Source organism: Pontibacillus salicampi (genome assembly GCF_042434395.1).
In the GTDB taxonomy this organism is placed as follows: Bacteria; Bacillota; Bacilli; order Bacillales; family BH030062; genus Pontibacillus; species Pontibacillus salicampi.
In genome coordinates this window covers 40730-57903 of the sequence record NZ_JBHLTP010000024.1, presented here as the reverse complement: position 1 = coordinate 57903, position 17174 = coordinate 40730, and the positions used below count along the sequence as shown (strand labels likewise).

Annotated in this window: 18 protein-coding genes; 1 reads left to right on the top strand and 17 read right to left on the bottom strand. The window is 41.7% G+C overall.

What is annotated here, in order from left to right; all coding sequences use genetic code 11:
* Nucleotides 1–5 precede the first annotated feature (5 nt).
* From ACFFGV_RS20445 to ACFFGV_RS20410, 8 genes are all read right to left on the bottom strand, one after another.
* Nucleotides 6–932, bottom strand: coding sequence for a YybS family protein (locus ACFFGV_RS20445; RefSeq protein WP_377351826.1), 927 nt, complete (start codon nucleotides 930–932; stop codon nucleotides 6–8).
* A 212-nt stretch (nucleotides 933–1144) separates the two neighbouring features.
* Nucleotides 1145–1372 carry a 30S ribosomal protein S18 gene (rpsR, locus tag ACFFGV_RS20440; RefSeq protein ID WP_377351825.1) on the bottom strand — a complete coding sequence of 76 codons (228 nt, stop codon included), beginning with the start codon at nucleotides 1370–1372 and terminating at the stop codon, nucleotides 1145–1147.
* Between the two features lie 25 nt (nucleotides 1373–1397).
* Entirely contained in the window at nucleotides 1398–1865 is a 468-nt protein-coding gene (gene ssb / locus ACFFGV_RS20435) for a single-stranded DNA-binding protein (protein WP_377351824.1), read from the bottom strand.
* Nucleotides 1866–1876: 11 nt separating this feature from the next.
* Entirely contained in the window at nucleotides 1877–2167 is a 291-nt protein-coding gene (rpsF, locus tag ACFFGV_RS20430) for a 30S ribosomal protein S6 (RefSeq protein WP_377351823.1), read from the bottom strand.
* 122 nt (nucleotides 2168–2289) lie between these two features.
* Entirely contained in the window at nucleotides 2290–3390 is a 1101-nt protein-coding gene (gene ychF, locus ACFFGV_RS20425; protein ID WP_377351822.1) for a redox-regulated ATPase YchF, read from the bottom strand.
* 220 nt (nucleotides 3391–3610) lie between these two features.
* Nucleotides 3611–3814 (bottom strand): DUF951 domain-containing protein, encoded by a 204-nt coding sequence (locus ACFFGV_RS20420; protein WP_377351821.1) that lies wholly within the window; start codon nucleotides 3812–3814, stop codon nucleotides 3611–3613.
* Between the two features lie 17 nt (nucleotides 3815–3831).
* On the bottom strand, nucleotides 3832–4719 hold the full coding sequence (locus tag ACFFGV_RS20415) for a mechanosensitive ion channel family protein (RefSeq protein WP_377351820.1): 888 nt from the start codon (nucleotides 4717–4719) through the stop codon (nucleotides 3832–3834).
* 58 nt (nucleotides 4720–4777) lie between these two features.
* On the bottom strand, nucleotides 4778–5794 hold the full coding sequence (locus tag ACFFGV_RS20410; protein ID WP_377351819.1) for a YkvI family membrane protein: 1017 nt from the start codon (nucleotides 5792–5794) through the stop codon (nucleotides 4778–4780).
* Nucleotides 5795–5884: 90 nt separating this feature from the next.
* Between ACFFGV_RS20410 and yyaC the strand changes: the two genes are divergently transcribed.
* On the top strand, nucleotides 5885–6520 hold the full coding sequence (gene yyaC, locus ACFFGV_RS20405) for a spore protease YyaC (RefSeq protein ID WP_377351818.1): 636 nt from the start codon (nucleotides 5885–5887) through the stop codon (nucleotides 6518–6520).
* 47 nt (nucleotides 6521–6567) lie between these two features.
* Here yyaC and ACFFGV_RS20400 read toward each other — a convergent pair whose 3' ends face one another.
* The 9 genes from ACFFGV_RS20400 to spoIIIJ all read right to left on the bottom strand — a co-directional run bounded on the left by ACFFGV_RS20400 (nucleotide 6568) and on the right by spoIIIJ (nucleotide 17164).
* Nucleotides 6568–7275: a DUF554 domain-containing protein gene (locus ACFFGV_RS20400; RefSeq protein WP_377351817.1), complete on the bottom strand. Its 708-nt coding sequence runs from the start codon at nucleotides 7273–7275 to the stop codon at nucleotides 6568–6570.
* Nucleotides 7276–7352: 77 nt separating this feature from the next.
* Nucleotides 7353–8189, bottom strand: a complete 837-nt coding sequence (locus ACFFGV_RS20395) for a ParB/RepB/Spo0J family partition protein (RefSeq protein WP_377351816.1) — start codon at nucleotides 8187–8189, stop codon at nucleotides 7353–7355.
* Nucleotides 8170–8943: a ParA family protein gene (locus tag ACFFGV_RS20390; RefSeq protein ID WP_377351815.1), complete on the bottom strand. Its 774-nt coding sequence runs from the start codon at nucleotides 8941–8943 to the stop codon at nucleotides 8170–8172. The genes ACFFGV_RS20395 and ACFFGV_RS20390 overlap by 20 nt, the downstream gene beginning before the upstream one ends.
* Before the next feature lie 185 nt (nucleotides 8944–9128).
* On the bottom strand, nucleotides 9129–10013 hold the full coding sequence (gene noc / locus ACFFGV_RS20385; protein WP_377351814.1) for a nucleoid occlusion protein: 885 nt from the start codon (nucleotides 10011–10013) through the stop codon (nucleotides 9129–9131).
* A gap of 546 nt (nucleotides 10014–10559) precedes the next feature.
* Entirely contained in the window at nucleotides 10560–11279 is a 720-nt protein-coding gene (gene rsmG, locus ACFFGV_RS20380; protein ID WP_377351813.1) for a 16S rRNA (guanine(527)-N(7))-methyltransferase RsmG, read from the bottom strand.
* 18 nt (nucleotides 11280–11297) lie between these two features.
* Nucleotides 11298–13196, bottom strand: coding sequence for a tRNA uridine-5-carboxymethylaminomethyl(34) synthesis enzyme MnmG (gene mnmG, locus ACFFGV_RS20375; protein ID WP_377351812.1), 1899 nt, complete (start codon nucleotides 13194–13196; stop codon nucleotides 11298–11300).
* A gap of 21 nt (nucleotides 13197–13217) precedes the next feature.
* Entirely contained in the window at nucleotides 13218–14594 is a 1377-nt protein-coding gene (gene mnmE, locus ACFFGV_RS20370) for a tRNA uridine-5-carboxymethylaminomethyl(34) synthesis GTPase MnmE (protein ID WP_377351811.1), read from the bottom strand.
* A 1035-nt stretch (nucleotides 14595–15629) separates the two neighbouring features.
* Nucleotides 15630–16394, bottom strand: coding sequence for an RNA-binding cell elongation regulator Jag/EloR (gene jag / locus ACFFGV_RS20365; RefSeq protein WP_377351810.1), 765 nt, complete (start codon nucleotides 16392–16394; stop codon nucleotides 15630–15632).
* A complete protein-coding gene (spoIIIJ, locus tag ACFFGV_RS20360) occupies nucleotides 16391–17164 on the bottom strand; it encodes a YidC family membrane integrase SpoIIIJ (protein WP_377351809.1) in 774 nt (257 codons plus the stop codon). The genes jag and spoIIIJ overlap by 4 nt, the downstream gene beginning before the upstream one ends.
* Between the last annotated feature and the right edge of the window lie 10 nt (nucleotides 17165–17174).

Sequence of the window (17174 nt, the reverse complement as noted above, 5' to 3'; positions counted from 1 at the left end):
GAACCTTAGTTCTTCTTTATACGCTCCCTTAATGAAAAGCCCAAATCAATTATACCTAAGATCATAATAGGATAAACGAGCAATGTCGCCCCTACAATGACACCTATGATAGAAAATATCTTTGGTAATTTTTTTGCATGCGCATAGGCAAAAATAAACGTAATGCCCTGCAGGGTCATAAAGAAACCAGTCAAGGTATATATATTCTGAGTAGCTTCGTATAACATAGTGCCTGATTCAGCATTAATCCAAGTGGCTATGACTGCAATCAAGTGATACCACAGCAGCACTTTCGGTAAGGTCAATTCCCTAACCGGCGGAAATGCATAGGAAGTCTTATATACTTTATTATGCACCTTAAAGCCAATCCACAATGTTAGAAAAGCTATCACAATAGAGAATATCCCCATAAAGCTTGGGAGCAATAAGGAAAGTTGATTAGCTTGCTCTTCTAATAGTTGCACTCGTTCCTCAGATATAGTTCCGCTTATTGATTCTAACATCTGACGAGAAGTTTCCATAGACTCCGTCATATACTGGTTAAACTGAGTAATCCAGTTTACCTGGAATAACCATAATGACAATACATAAAACAGTAAAATACCCACAACAAAGCCAGCAGCACCCTGGGCCCAGGCTTCGTATGGCGATTTATCTTGTTTCAGCGCTATACCAAGCGCCAATCCGCCCGTTACAGCCACCATTACCATAGGTAACGCCGGGTATAGGACAAGTAGAGATAATGCGATAACGAGAAAGGAAAAAGCAAATGATATCCTGATATCCCATCTCGCCGCAAACAGTAAAAACGGAAGAGGCAGTATGATGGTTCCCAGTATCCCGATTCCTGGTACAAATGCAATCAAGCATAACAAGACGAGATAAATACCCCCATACATAACCCCTTCACGTAATGGATTGGTTTGTTTCATGCTACATTGCTCTCCTCTAACATCTAGCTGCCAGTTTAAGTACTCGTATTAAAGATACCAAATGGAGCCTTCCTGTTCAATTCTACTTCTTTTATACAATATCCTTTTTTTCCTGCTGAATCTATCTTTTCTTTCCCTTTATATGTTACTAAATTGTATGAAAAAAGCACAGCCATGAGTGCTGTGCTTTTCCGTTCAATAGAATGAGCAAATTAATCGTTCACGTAAGGCAATAGAGCCATTTGACGTGCACGTTTGATTGCTCTTGTTAATTTACGCTGGTATTTTGCAGAAGTGCCTGTTACACGGCGAGGAAGAATCTTTCCACGTTCTGATACAAAACGCTTTAAAAGATCAACATCTTTATAATCGATGTGTGTAATTCCGTTCGCTGTGAAAAAGCACACTTTTTTACGCTTCGCGCGACCACGACGAGCCATAGTGTATGACCTCCTTCAATTTAGTTTAGAATGGTAAATCATCGTCCGAAATATCTATAGGTTCCCCATTATCTGCGAATGGGTCATTTTGCGTCTGTTGTTGGTTGTTAGAGTTGCCTTGGTTCTGGTTTGGCTGGAATCCTTGCTGTTGTGGAGCTCCGCCACCGGAAGAGCCTTTTGTTTCTAGGAATTGTACGCTGTCTGCTACAACTTCTGTTACAAAAACTCTCTTGCCTTCCTGGTTATCAAAGCTACGGCTTTGTAAGCGTCCATCAACACCGACCATGTTCCCCTTTTTCATATAGTTCGCAAGGTTCTCGGCAGCTCGACGCCACACTACACAGTTAATGAAGTCTGCATCCTTGCCACCTTGTTGACTAGTAAAAGGGCGATTTACTGCAATAGTAAAGTTCGCAACGGCTACTCCGTTTGGTGTATAGCGCAAATCAGGATCCTTAGTTAATCTGCCGACAAGAACGACACGATTTAACACAGAACCACTCCTTATTGATCGTCTTCGCGTACAGCGATATGACGAATAATGTCATCAGAATATTTAGCAAGACGATCAAATTCATTGATCGCTTCACGATCGCCGTCGAATTTAACAACTACATAGAAACCATCACGAAAATCGTTGATTTCATATGCAAGACGACGTTTGCCAACTTCTTCTGTTTCTTTAATCTCCGCACCATTTTCAGTTAGGACGTTATTGAAACGCTCGATAACTGATTTCTGAGATTCCTCATCAATGTTAGGGCGGATGATGTACATAATTTCATAATTTCTCATCCGTCTTCACCTCCTTTTGGACTTAACGGCCCTTCTCGGGCAAGGAGTAATTCGCTCTGATTACTCACAATGTTGTATTATATCAAAGTTTCTTTCATATTACAATAGGATACCTTAATGCGCTACACATTAAATCGGAAATGAATGACGTCGCCATCTTTTACAAGATACTCTTTACCCTCTAAACGGACGTTGCCTTGTTCTTTTGCTACGGACATTTTACCAGCATTCACTAAATCGTCATACGCTACGGTCTCAGCACGGATAAAGCCTCGTTCGAAGTCACTGTGAATAATGCCAGCAGCCTGAGGAGCTGTCATGCCTTCTTTGAACGTCCACGCTCTTACTTCTTGTTCGCCTGCAGTAAAGTACGTTGCAAGCCCTAATAAATTGTAGGTTGCTTTGATTAGTTGATCTAATCCTGATTCTTCAATACCCAGCTCGTCAAGGAACTCTGCTTTCTCTTCCCCTTCAAGCTCAGCTATTTCAGATTCTATTTTGGCACAAACAACAATCACTTGTGCTCCTTCATTAGCTGCGTATTCCTCAATAGCCTGTACATACTTGTTTTCACTCGGGTCAGCTATCTCATCTTCTCCCACATTAGCTACATAAAGGATAGGTTTAGATGTTAAAAGGTGCAGGCCTTTTACAATCTTTTGCTGCTCCTCTGTAAACTCAACGGCACGGGCTGGTGTTTCATTTTCTAAAGCTTCTTTGATTTTCTCTAGAACTGCATGCTCTGCTAAAGCTTCCTTGTCCTTTTGACGAACGAGCTTTTGTACACGCTCCAGACGCTTTGTAACAGATTCAAGATCCGCTAGTATAAGCTCCAGGTTAATCGTCTCAATGTCCTCAATAGGGTTCACCCCTCCGGATACGTGCGTGATGTTATCGTCATCAAAGCCTCGTACCACATGACATATTGCATCCACCTGGCGAATGTGGGAAAGGAATTGGTTACCTAGTCCCTCTCCTTTACTTGCACCTTTAACAATACCTGCAATATCGGTAAATTCAAAGGCTGTTGGAATCGTTTTTTTCGGATTCACAAGCTCTGTTAGTTTTTGCAAACGAGCATCTGGGACCTCCACGATACCAACGTTTGGATCTATCGTACAAAACGGATAGTTAGCTGATTCCGCTCCAGCTTGTGTTATAGCATTAAATAGTGTTGATTTCCCTACGTTAGGTAAACCTACAATTCCTGCTGTAAGTGACATATTATTACACTCCTTAAGGATTTCCTGTCTATCTCTTCATCTTAACGTATCACAGTCATTCCAATTATAGATACTGTACTATAAAATGACAAGCTATCTAAATAAGAAAAACAAGGGTATGTGTCTCCCTTGTTTTTCTCGTTTCTTTAGTACCAAACAATATTATCGCAGGCTCGCTCTCTGCTGTTACACGTTTTTTTCTTTTCATCCCATTATTTGGTTAAGATTCTTGATCCGCTTTTTCCAACACTTTCTTCATTTTACTATCGAAGCGACGGCGGGGGATTAGAACACTATGACCACAGCCTTCACACTTAATTCTTATGTCCATTCCTAAGCGTATGATTTTCCAGCGATTCTCCCCACAAGGGTGCGCCTTTTTCATTTGTACTACATCGTTTAAGCCATATTCTTTTTCTGTCATGGTTCCTGCTACCTCCCCTAACGTTCTGGAATTTCTATATCCTCTTCCTCATTTCTGCTATACATGACGAGACGCGGGAATGGAATTTCAATTCCACGCTCGTCCAATCTATTTTTCAGCTCTTTTCTAATTATACGAGCTATATACCAATGCATCATCGGCTCGGTCTCGGCAATTACCCTCAATACTACATCAGAGGAGCCAAGATTTTGCACTCCCAGCAGCTCGGGTACACCAGTTATTTCAGCATGATGAGCCGGAAGCTCCTTAAGAAGCTCTTCAATGACTTCCTCAGCCCTGGCGATATCTCCTTCATAGGCAATACTGATATCGACCACAGCAATGCTGTTATGAATAGAATAGTTGGTTACTTCATCAATACTTCCATTAGGTATGATAAATAGCTTCCCTGTCCAGTGCTTAATTTTAGTCGTTCTAAGACCGATTTCCTCTACAAAGCCTTCCTTATCTGAAATAAGAATGTAATCCCCCACAGAAAACTGATCCTCAAAAATGATAAAAAACCCTGTAATTACATCTTTCACAAGGTTTTGAGCCCCAAAGCCTATGGCAAGCCCAGCAATCCCTGCCCCTGCAAGCATTGCTGATACGTCAATTCCGACGTTTTGCAGCACCATGATTGCGGCACCAAAATAAACAGCGTAGGTCAGCGTGTTTTCCAACAGTTTAATCAGAGTATTCTCTCGTCTTGCTGTAATTTGAAACGGTCCCCGCTTCCGTCGGTTAAACATATTCTGAATAACCTTCTTACCGACGCGAATGACCAAAACGGACAGAAATAAAATAAGAAGAATGGTTAACATCTTTTGCCCAATGTTCACCCAAAGCTCCGGTCCAGTAATATATTCATAAAAATCCTCGAATTCTCGCTGTAACCAATCCAAACCTCTATCCCACCTCTCCGTCACCGTTGCTATAATAACCCATTGTAACAGGTTTTAGCTAGGATTTGTATCGATTTGAAAACGGGTAGAGCAAGAGGCAGGACAAGACATATAGATTTAACAAGCCATATAACGGGTAGAGAAAGGTAATTAATGTTGAGAAACCGATACTGGTTAAAGGAATCATGAGCACAACAGTTCCAAAGGCTAATAGCCATAACGGTCCCGTCAACCTGGAGCGAAAGCGTGTAATCAAACCGAGAACCCCAGAGGCAGCAGTCGTGAAGATTGCAATCCATAACAGCATGGAAATGAACAGGAACATCTCGTATGGGTAATGTTTAAGTATGGCGAACAGGGGAATTTCATACAGTAATATATCATCTGCTATTTGAATGAGACTATTGTTATAAATAAACGATATACTGCCTAACAAAACGCCGCTTCCGACACTGGCAATCCATATTTCCCCTTTCGAATTAAGCTTATTGCCAATGGCACCAAGCACCGCTATAAGTGGAAGGATATTTAAGGCGGTGAAGGGAATGGAGGCAGGCCAATTTCGCTGCTCCTCCAAATGAGAGAAAATAGACAGCTCCTGTTGCACTGAAAATAATATCAACACATACAAAAGACCGCCAATTAAGAGCGGCAGAATAACAACATTCAAGGACAGTATCCCTTTTATATCCCACACAAACACGAGTACGAGCGGGATAGCTATCGCCACAATTCCTACCCAATACGAAAAATGGAAGGCTTGCCAGGTTGCTCCGCTTCCAGCAAGCATAATAACAGTCGTCGTAAATAAATATAAAATAATCATCCCATCGTAAAGCAGCGTTAATTTTTTCCCTACAATGGTCTGAAGAACAGGAAGGTAGTGGGTGGATTGCTTGTGGTAGCTAATACTCAAAATGACATGGCAGGATACCGTAAAAAAAATAGTAAACAACAGGATAGCAAGTCCACTTTCATGACCAAAAAACTGCCATAGCTCTCTACCAGAGGCATATCCGGCCCCAATCATCGTCCCAATAATTAAAAACATCCATTTCATTCCAGCACGTATCATCCCTTTTCCTCCTACCTTCTTTCTTCGGCTATGTATAGATCGGCGAAAACAGCTGTATACTAATAACATTATGACTACGGAGGAAAAGCTATGAATCTAAAGAGGAGACTTTTTTCTCAAAAGCAGGAAGAGCGCTATCATTATAAAGATGAAAAGCTACGGTTACATTTAACGGAAACGTTGAAGGAATGGGTACCTGCCAACCGGGAAATTGTTATTGTCTGTATCGGTACCGATCGATCGACGGGTGACTCGCTCGGCCCTCTCATAGGAACTCTATTAGAGGAGCGCAGCCTCAAACACATCTCCGTTTACGGAACGCTTGATGAACCTGTACACGCAGTCAATTTGGTGGATAAACTAGCGGCTATTCAAGAAGCCCATCAAAACCCATATATTATTGGAGTGGACGCTTGCCTTGGAAAAGTTTCCTCTGTCGGAAATATTATTTTAGGAAATGGACCGGTTAAACCTGGATTAGCTGTAAAGAAGCAGCTTCCAGATGTAGGAGATATTCATATTACCGGGGTTGTAAATGTGAGTGGATTTATGGAATATTTTGTATTACAAAACACAAGACTTCACACGGTTATGCAGATGGCCAAACAAGTCGCTGAAACAGTAAAGGCTTTCGACAGACAGCTTGCCTTGTCTGCACAAGCAACGGCTGCTAAAACCGAAAACGATCAGAAAAAATGGAATTGGTTCACACCAGTAAAGGAATAAACACAAAAACAAACTCCCAAGCCTAGACGGTTTGGGAGTTTGTTGTACTACAACCCTATGGACGATGTGAGGTAGAGAACGAGTCCTACTAACAGCAAGGAGGGTAAGAGATTAGCCACCCTTATGTTGGTAATATGTAATACATTCAACCCTATAGCCACAATCAACAGGCCACCAGTTGCGGTCATTTCTACAATAAATGCGTCTAAAAAGGCTTCAGGTATATATCTGTCAATTTGCGTGGCTAATAAAGCAATTCCGCCCTCGTATAAGAGAACAGGGACAATAGAAAACACGACGCCAAACCCTAGTGTCGTGGTCAGCACAAGAGCTACAAATCCATCTATAATCGCCTTAGTTAACAGAATGTCGTGATCCCCTCTAATTCCACTATCCAAAGCCCCCACCACTGCCATTGCTCCTACCACGAAGATGAGCGAGGCGGTAATGAAGCCGCGTGAAATGCTCGTTTGCTGATGAGCACCCATTCTGTTCTCCAGCCACTTTCCTATTTGCTCAAATCTCTCTTCTATTTGACACCTTTCCCCTATAATAGCTCCAAACAACAAGCTCAATAAAAGGACGATAATATTCTCTGATTGAACGGCCATCTGCAAGCCAATCAACAGTATGACAAGTCCAATACCATTCATAATGGTTTCCTTCATCTTCTCCGATACGTTATGAAAGAATAAACCGACACACGTTCCAATTAGGATTCCTGCACCATTCATCAATGCCCCAAATAAGACCATCTCATCCTCCATTCACCCAACCGTTTCACGTGAAACAGAAGGAAAAAGCCTGGCTTCTAACCAGGCTTGTCCTCCGTTTATTCAAATAGGTGCAATATACGTTCTAAATCTTCATCAGAGAAGAATTCAATTTCGATTTTGCCCTTTCGCTTTCCTTTATGAATAGATACTCCCGTGCCTAAGCGTTCCTGTAACACTGTTTCTCTTTCCTGAAGGAATACATCCTTTTGGGGCTTTCGTTTTTTCTTCTTCTGATTCTTTTCATTCATCTGAATGATAAGCTGTTCCGTTTGACGTACATTCAACCCTTCTTTACGCACCTTTTCCACCACGGTCATAATCTGCTCTTTATTTTTTAATCCTAGCAGCGTTCTCCCATGACCCATGGATAATTCCCCATTATTGATAAGAGCAATAACGGCTTCTGGCAAGGCTAGGAGCCGTACTAGATTTGCCACATGGGGACGACTTTTCCCTAGACGTTTAGCTAATTGCTCTTGGGTCATATCCAGCTCTTTCATCAAATTGGAATAGGCCGTAGCCTCTTCTACAGGTGTTAAGTCCTCCCGTTGAAGATTTTCCAACAACGCAAGCTCCATCATGTTCGTCTCATCCAATTCCCGCACGACAACCGGTATGCTCGTTAAACCAGCCTCCTGGGCTGCCCGGAAACGTCTCTCTCCGACTACTATTTCATATCCTTTAATACTCTTTCGTACGATGAGGGGTTGTAAAATGCCATGCTGGAGAATAGATTCTTTTAGTTCTTCGATTGCTTCAGACTGAAATGTCTTTCTTGGCTGATAAGGATTAGGACGACACTCTTTAACGGCTACTTCCTGTATCTTTTCTTCCTGAGCAGCTTCTAATTCGGGAAAAAGCGCATTGATTCCTTTACCCAACCCTCTGACCATTCACCATCACTTCCTTTGCTAATTCTAAGTACACTTCGGCCCCTCTGGACTTTGGATCGTATAGGATGATTGGCTGACCATGACTGGGCGCCTCCCCTAATCGAACATTACGAGGGATAACAGATTGATACACTTTATCCTGGAAGTACTTCTTCACCTCTTCAATGACTTGAATACCAAGATTGGTTCTCGCATCCAGCATCGTAAGAAGAACTCCTTCAATCATTAAGCTCGTATTAAGGTGCTTCTGTACCAGTCTGATAGTATTAAGAAGCTGACTTAATCCTTCCAACGCGTAATACTCGCACTGAACTGGTATTAGTACCGCATCTGACGCCGTTAATGCATTAATAGTCAAGAGCCCCAACGAAGGGGGACAATCTATGATAACAAAGTCGTACTGATCTTTTACAGAATCAATTGCTTTTTTTAATCGAACTTCTCTTGAAATCGTTGGAACCAGTTCAATTTCTGCTCCTGCTAATTGTATCGTAGCAGGAATGGCCTTCAGATTTTCTACCATTGTAGAAACCGTCACATGCTTTGCCTCTATATCCTCGACTAGCACATCATATATACATTGGTCCATGTCTGCTTTGTCGATGCCTACCCCACTTGTTGCATTTCCTTGCGGATCAATATCCACAAGCAAAACTTTATGATTAAAATAAGCTAAGCATGCACTTAAATTCACCGCTGTTGTTGTTTTTCCCACTCCGCCTTTTTGATTTGCCACGGAAATAACTTTGCCCACGATGCCACCTACCTCTATCTGTCAACTTATACCTATTATTCTATCATTTATTTATCAAAATGATGAAAAATTTAGAGAAATCCGTCAAAAGTTTTCCATACAATGTTACCGTTTTCATCCTTCGTTTCACAATAGTTTAAAAAATACCCACCTCGTATGTAATACATAAAGATGGGTAGAGAATGCTAGGATTTGTTTTTCGGAATCTTGATAGTTATTTGATAGTATTCATCATAATCTTCTTCGTCTGTTTCTAAGTCAATGCCTGTATCAGAAACCATGGAAACGGATTGTCGAATCGTATTCATCGCAATTCGCATATCTTTACTAATCCCTTTCATCTTTGGCTTCTTCTTTTTCGTTTCCTTTTCCTGGTTAAGGAGCTTGTCTACACGTTGCTCGGTTTGTTTCACATTTAAGCTTTTTTGGATAATTTCTTCGAGTAATTTCTCCTGAGCTTCTTGTTCCTTTAAGGCAATCAATGCTCGTGCATGTCTTTCGGTGATTTGTTTATCCATAATGGCCTGCCGTACGGATTCCGGTAGTTTTAACAAACGCAATTTATTGGCAATTGTCGATTGGCTCTTCCCTAAACGCTGTGCCAATGCCTCCTGGGTCAATCCATGAATTTCCAATAGCTTAGCATATGCTGCAGCTTCCTCCACAACAGATAGCTCTTCTCTTTGCAAATTCTCAATTAAAGCAACAGAAGCTGTTTGAGTATCGTCCATATCCCGAAGTATGGCAGGGATTTCCTTCCATCCCAGTACATGAACTGCGCGCCATCTTCTCTCCCCAGCAATTAGCTCATACCCTTCATCATCTTCTATTTTTCTGACGACAATTGGTTGTATCATGCCATGAGTATGTATGGTTTGTGCTAATTCCTCTATTTTTTCTTCATTAAAAAAGGTTCGTGGCTGATAACGGTTTGGCTGAATTTGCTCAATCGGTATTTGTACTACTTCATCAGGATGATATTCCTGCTCCTGCTGTTGTTCGTCCTGATCTTCCGCCTTAGCATCGGATTTATCCCCTAGTCCAAATAAACGGCTAAATGGGTGTTTCATACACTGACACCACCTTTTCTGCTTTCACACTCTTGTATCGTTTTTATGTGCCATTGGAAAAGAATGTTTCACGTGAAACAATGTCTAATCAAGAAACCATAAAACGTCACAACTCGTTTTATGTGTTTATATAGTCGACCGAATGGTTATCTCTTAGTTGGCATATTCATATCGAACAAAAGAAAGTTTCGAGGCAGAGTGTGCTCTATTTATCAACTTTCCCCTCCGTTACTTCATACGCCTGCCGTATTTTCTACAGCGAGTATTTTTATCACGTGCAAAAAAGCGCTGCAGCAGAACTGCTACCGCGCCACCGCTTCACTATCGATATATTTCTCTCCTATTCTACCATATCTTCTGGAAAAATAGCAGGGACCACTATAAAATCTTTTCTAGAAGAATGGGCCTATTTGTAAACCTAGATATTACATATTCTCTGTTCAAATAGGAAATTCCTTCTTCTGCATGTGCTGTTTTGAAAGGGCTTTGGAGAAATCTTTATGTATGAAGAAATCCTGCTACACGATGTAACAGGATCTTTCTATACTAGCCGACAATAGGGTCCTTGTTTGGAGTACCGGCTTTCCTAGGATATTTCTTAGGTGTTTTTCGTCGTTTTTCAACGATTGCGATGTTACGTTCACTGTCTTCCTGTGGCAAATGGAATGTATGCAAATTCTGTACTTCTCCGCCAAGAAATTGGATAGCGAAGGCAGCATCCTCCATTTCCTCCTGAAATTTAGCAGCTTTCATGACAAGAAATGTGCCGCCTTTTTTGGTTAATGGAAGACACAGCTCGCTTAACACGCTCATTCTCGCCACAGCTCTGGCTGTTACTACATCATATTGCTCTCTGAATTTCTCATTCTTTCCGAAATTCTCTGCTCTGTCATGATAGAAAGCAACATCCGTGAGCCCTAATTGAGTAGCAAGATGATTGAGGAACGTAATTCGTTTTTTTAGGGAATCTACAATTGTAACCTTTAAGCTAGGAAAAACAATTTTTAATGGGATGCTGGGGAAGCCTGCTCCAGCTCCTACATCACAGATGGTTAATTCCTGGTTGAAATCCTTATAAAAGGCAGCGGTTATCGAATCATAAAAATGCTTAAGATACACTTCCTCTTCCTCGGTTATGGCTGTTAAGTTCATTTTTTCATTCCATTCCACAAGGGTATGGAAGTAGGTATCGAATTGCTCCATTTGCTCGTCGGTTAATTCGATACCTTGTTCTTGTAATGCTTTGCGGAAGGCTTCTTTATTCATCCATACAACCCTTTCTGCTTACGCATCATCTCCAGATACTTTAGCGATTTTCCCCTGTTCAATATACACGAGAAGAATGGATACATCGGCTGGGTTAACTCCAGACACTCTGGATGCCTGACCTACAGACAACGGACGCACTTCTTTTAATCGGTCACGGGCTTCTGATGCCAGTCCGTGAATATCGTCATAATCAATATCTTCTGGGATCTTCTTGTTTTCCATTTTTCTCATGCGTTCAATCTGTTGATTAGATTTCTCTATATAACCAGAGTATTTCATCTGTATTTCTACTTGTTCTTTGACGTCTTCTGCCAGCTCCTCTTCCGGATGCGTCAATTCAGAAACGACGTCATATTTCATTTCAGGACGACGAAGTAAATCAGAAGCACGAATAGCCTCTTTCAATGCAGATCCACCAGATTGTTCAATTGCTGCCTGCACTTCTTCTGTAGGCTTCAGTATAATGCCCTCTAAACGCTTGATTTCTGCTTCTATTTGACGCTTTTTCTCTTCAAAACGAGCGAAGCGTTCATCAGAAATTAATCCTATCTCATGCCCGATGTTCGTTAGACGTAAATCAGCGTTATCATGACGCAGAATCAGGCGATACTCAGCACGGGAGGTTAACAGACGGTACGGTTCATCAGTTCCCTTGGTGACAAGGTCATCGATGAGTACACCAATATAGGCTTGAGATCGATCTAAAATAACCGGCTCTGCTCCAAGGACTTTCGAAGCAGCATTAATACCTGCCATTAAGCCTTGTGCGGATGCTTCTTCATACCCTGATGTGCCATTAATTTGACCAGCTGTAAATAGACCTTCAATGGCCTTTGTTTCAAGGGTTGGCCATAGCTGAGTTGGAACAACAGAATCATACTCGATGGCATAGCCGGCACGCATAATTTCTGCTTTCTCAAGGCCCGGTACGGTTTCCATCATTTCCTTTTGCACATGCTCAGGTAAGGAAGTGGATAACCCTTGTACATAAACCTCTTCTGTATTACGCCCTTCTGGCTCCAGGAACACCTGATGACGTGGCTTATCGTGGAAGCGAACAATTTTATCCTCCACAGAAGGACAATAACGAGGTCCGGTTCCTTTTACCATACCAGAGTACATAGCGGAGGAACTCAAGTTATCATCGATAATTTTATGAGTGAACTCATTCGTGTACGTTAACCAGCATGGTAATTGGTCCATAATATATTCTGTTGTTTCGTACGAGAATGCTCGAGGCACATCGTCCCCTGGTTGAATTTCCGTTTTGGAATAATCAATGGTTTTACTGTTTACACGCATTGGGGTACCGGTCTTAAAACGAACCATTTCCAATCCTAAGCGCTCCAGCTCTTCGGATAAATGCGTGGAAGATCTCTGGTTATTTGGACCACTCTCATAGGCTAGGTCACCAATTAGAACTTTCCCGCGCATAAAGGTACCAGTTGTAACAATAACGTTATCCGCATAATAGGCTGCTTTCGTTTCCGTTACAACCCCTTTGATCTTGTTGTCTTCTACGAGCAATTTATTAACCATACCTTGACGCAGCGTCAGATTCGGTTCATTTTCTAATACTTGCTTCATCTCTTGAACGTATAAATGCTTATCAGCCTGCGCACGAAGAGCACGAACTGCAGGTCCTTTACGAGTATTCAACAAACGCATCTGGATGTACGTCTTATCAATGGTTTTCGCCATTTCTCCACCAAGTGCGTCAATCTCCCGAACAACAATTCCTTTCGCTGGTCCTCCAATGGATGGGTTACATGGCATAAAAGCAATCATATCGAGGTTTAACGTAAGCATTAACGTTTTAGCACCTCGTCTTGCAGCAGCCAGACCTGCTTCTACACCAGCATGGCCGGCACCTATAACAATTACGTCATACCGCCCAGCATCAAATGTTGACATGACAGTCTCTCCTTTACATGTTTATTTCCCTAAGCAGAATTGAGAGAATAATTGGTCGAGTAAGCTATCGCTAACGGAATCTCCGACAATTTCACCGAGTATCTCCCACGTTCTTCTTACATCTATTTGTACAATATCAATTGGCATACCGACTTCCATTCCTTGCATAGCATCCTCTAAAGCTTCTTTAGCCTGATTTAGCAGCTGCACGTGACGTACATTAGAAACATACGTCATATCTCCTGTATCGATATCACCCTCAAAGAAAATATCTGATATAGAGGACTCTAGTTTATCAATACCTTGTTCTTCAATAATTGCCGTATTAACAATGGTATGCTCAGACGCAATGTGATGCAGACGGTCCATATCTAATTTCTGTGGAAGGTCTGTCTTATTCACAATAACGATAACATCCATCCCTTGAACGGCCTCAAACAATTTCTCATCTTCTTCCGTCAATTCGTCTCCATAATTCAGTACAAGAAGAATCAAATCAGCTTCATTCAATACCTGACGAGAACGCTCTACGCCGATTTTCTCCACTAAATCCTCTGTATCTCGTATTCCGGCAGTATCAATTAACCGCAAAGGAACTCCTCGAACGTTAACATATTCCTCAATAACGTCCCTCGTGGTTCCTGGAATTTCGGTAACAATCGCTTTATTTTCATGTACTAATGCGTTCATAAGGGACGATTTCCCAACGTTCGGTCTTCCAACTATGGCTGTGCCAAGTCCCTCTCTTAATATCTTACCCTGTTTAGCCGTTTGTAAAAGCTCACCAATTTGACGATGGACCTTTTGCGTATTTTCAATCATGACCTCGTTCGTCATTTCTTCTACATCGTCGTATTCCGGATAATCAATATTCACTTCCACCTGAGCCAATGCCTCAAGCAATTCCTGACGTAACTCCTGGATTAATTTAGACAGTCGCCCATCCATTTGTTTTAACGCCACATTCATAGCACGATCTGTCTTAGCGCGAATTAAGTCCATAACCGCTTCTGCTTGAGAAAGGTCAATTCGCCCATTTAAGAAAGCACGTTTCGTAAACTCACCAGGCTCCGCTAAGCGAACATGCTGATCCAACACTAATTCTAAGACACGATTCACAGAAACTAACCCTCCGTGACAGTTAATTTCCACTACATCTTCTCGTGTAAATGTCTTGGGAGCACGCATGACAGAAACCATGACTTCTTCTATCAGCTCATCTGTTTTTGGATCCACCAATTTCCCATAATGCATTGTATGGGAATCTACCTGTTCCAAATTCCTTCCGTGAAACAATAGGTTTGCTTTCTCCACTGCTTCTGGTCCACTTAGGCGCACAATAGCAATGGCCCCCTCCCCGACGGGAGTAGAAATGGCCGTAATTGTATCTGTATCCATGCTCTCACCCCTTTCTGATGATGATTGTATAGTTATCCACAACGGTTTAATATGATATAGTCACTAACTTATTAGATTAGCATATCTTGATTTTGTTTGAAAAGCTTTTTACTTAGTATGGGCATGGTTACCATGTTTCAACCTTATCCACATGTGGATAAGGCAATTTTTCCACTCAACCATTCTATCACGTTCTTATCCACAAATCAGCTTTATTCTTTCCACCTTCTCATTAAATATTTTTTGTTCTTTATCTTCAATTCTGTAACAACAATGTTTGATGTTAGGTTGATCCATATAATGGGGAGATAATGGAAGACTCGGTTTAGAGATATTATGTAGGAGAAGGGTCCATTACATTAATTAGAGAATGGTATGGCCTGAAAAACACTCGCTTTTCTACGGATGAATGGCCAAGCCTCCTCAGAATGAAATGGAGTAAACTTTTTCCGTGGGAGTCTCGCATTTTTCAGGCCATACCTTTGCTGTATTGGGAGAAACGGACCCGCCTTTTTTGCTAAAATTCTAATGTTTATGTGGAATCTTACCATATTTCCATTGAACAGAAATGCTTTCATATCACTGATAAGGTTTGATTTTCCATCACTTTCCTTTTATTCAACGTAGGGTCTTCTTTCAAGCATATTGGGTGTATTACTATATAGAGATAGACTATCTCATTTAGCGTTGATTGGGCTGGAATCACGATGACTCCCGTGGAAATACGAATGAGCTGAAACCCCGCAAGGCGGCGTTCTTTGCCGACTGAGGAGACTAAGCTCAATTAAGGAAGTTCACCTAAAGTCGCTACATCCTGTAGCAACGGTGAACGACCTCACGTCGTGTGGGGCCCCAGGAAAGCGGAGTGATTCCAGCCCAGTCAACTCGTCTTACAAAATTTATCTATTAACACGTAATGAAACACCGATATCTCGAATTCAAGTCTCCCACATAAGAGCGCTTATCTAAGATAACCCCTCTTTTATTCGTAACACGTAAAAAAGCCTGAAGACTAGTCGGCTAGTCTTCAGGCTTTTATTTTGGCTTGATTACTACATGACGATGAGGTTCTGTCCCGTCGGAATATGTCGTAATCTGTTTGTTATTTTGAAGAGCATTATGAATGATTTTCCGCTCATAGGACGGCATAGCCTCCAGGGCTACATCGTTCTTCGTACGGATGGCTTTACTGGCAAGGCGATGAGCTAGACTTTTCAAAGTCTCTTCTCTTCTGCCTCGATACCCTTCCGCATCTACTATAGCGGTTAAATACGTTTCACTTTCTCGATTGATGACAATTTGCGACAAATACTGTAAGGCATTCAAGGTTTGTCCCCGCTTCCCTATCAGCATGGCAATTTTATCTCCAACCAGCTCAAAGGTTACTTCTTTCCCATCTGGATGAACACGCACCTCTATTTCGGCGCCCATTCCAGCAGCAACCTCTTTAATATATTGCTGTGTTTCTTCGACAGCATTTTGGATCCGAGTATCCTTTGTAGGTTCAGGCTCAACAGGTTCTTCCACTATTTCAGAAGATACTCGCTCTTCTTGTTTAGGAGCTTGTCCCTTCTCTTCCGTCGGATTGTGGCTTTCCTTTTGAGTAGATGCATTTTCTTCATTAGTATGCAATACACTAACCTTCACAATGGCTGGCTTTGTTCCAAAAATACCCAAAAATCCTTTTTTTCCTTCATCAATAATCTCTACATTCACTTGGTCCCTCGAGGTGTTTAACTGCTCTAAAGCTGATCGGACCGCGTCCTCAACTGTTTGTCCAGTAGCAGTTACTTGTCTCACTTACTCGCTCCCCCTGCATTTGGATCTCGCATCATCGGTTTACGAATGAAAATGGTTTGAGCAACCATAAATAAGTTACCTACCACCCAGTATAGCGCTAAGGCTGCTGGGAAGTTCAATGCAAAGATACCAATCATTATCGGCATGATATAAAGCATCATAGTCATTTGTGGGTTTTGGGCTGCAGCACCAGAACCTGCCATCATCAATTTTTGCTGAGCAAAGGTTGTCACTGCAGCAATTACTGGCATGATGAAAAATGGGTCTGGGGATCCCAATTCGAACCATAGGAAGCTATGGGCTTCTATTTCTTGTGTTCTCACAATAGCATGGTAGAACGCAATAAGAATCGGCATTTGAAATAAGATCGGCAAGCAGCCAGCTAGTGGATTCACACCGTTCTTTTGGAACAGCTGCATGGTTTCTTGCTGTAATTGCTGCTGTGTCTTTTGGTCTTTAGAACTATATTTGCTTCTCAATTCTTGAAGCTGGGGCTGTAAATCCTGCATCGCCTTGGAGCTCTTCAGCTGTTTGACGTTCAATGGAAGTAGTATCAAACGGATGATGAGCGTTACCACAACAATGGATAGTCCATAGCTTTCACTAAAGATTCCAGCAAAATATTTTATAAGCTGAGATAATGGATAAACAAAATATTCATTCCAGATTCCTGTACTCTCAGATGTTATGTTCTCATCAATCTGCATACAACCTGAAAGCACGACGAGAAGTCCTGTCATCATAAATAAGAAAAGGATCTTCCTACGCAACGTCGTTTCC

Coding starts and splice junctions, on each gene's coding strand:
- ACFFGV_RS20445 (WP_377351826.1), bottom strand. CDS start 932: ATGAAACAAACCAATCCATTACGTGAAGGGGTTATGTATGGGGGTATT.
- rsmG (WP_377351813.1), bottom strand. CDS start 11,279: ATGAATAAAGAAGCCTTCCGCAAAGCATTACAAGAACAAGGTATCGAA.
- rpsR (WP_377351825.1), bottom strand. CDS start 1,372: ATGGCTCGTCGTGGTCGCGCGAAGCGTAAAAAAGTGTGCTTTTTCACA.
- ACFFGV_RS20395 (WP_377351816.1), bottom strand. CDS start 8,189: ATGGTCAGAGGGTTGGGTAAAGGAATCAATGCGCTTTTTCCCGAATTA.
- noc (WP_377351814.1), bottom strand. CDS start 10,013: ATGAAACACCCATTTAGCCGTTTATTTGGACTAGGGGATAAATCCGAT.
- ACFFGV_RS20410 (WP_377351819.1), bottom strand. CDS start 5,794: ATGATACGTGCTGGAATGAAATGGATGTTTTTAATTATTGGGACGATG.
- yyaC (WP_377351818.1), top strand. CDS start 5,885: ATGAATCTAAAGAGGAGACTTTTTTCTCAAAAGCAGGAAGAGCGCTAT.
- rpsF (WP_377351823.1), bottom strand. CDS start 2,167: ATGAGAAATTATGAAATTATGTACATCATCCGCCCTAACATTGATGAG.
- ychF (WP_377351822.1), bottom strand. CDS start 3,390: ATGTCACTTACAGCAGGAATTGTAGGTTTACCTAACGTAGGGAAATCA.
- ACFFGV_RS20400 (WP_377351817.1), bottom strand. CDS start 7,275: ATGGTCTTATTTGGGGCATTGATGAATGGTGCAGGAATCCTAATTGGA.
- ACFFGV_RS20420 (WP_377351821.1), bottom strand. CDS start 3,814: ATGACAGAAAAAGAATATGGCTTAAACGATGTAGTACAAATGAAAAAG.
- mnmE (WP_377351811.1), bottom strand. CDS start 14,594: ATGGATACAGATACAATTACGGCCATTTCTACTCCCGTCGGGGAGGGG.
- mnmG (WP_377351812.1), bottom strand. CDS start 13,196: ATGTCAACATTTGATGCTGGGCGGTATGACGTAATTGTTATAGGTGCC.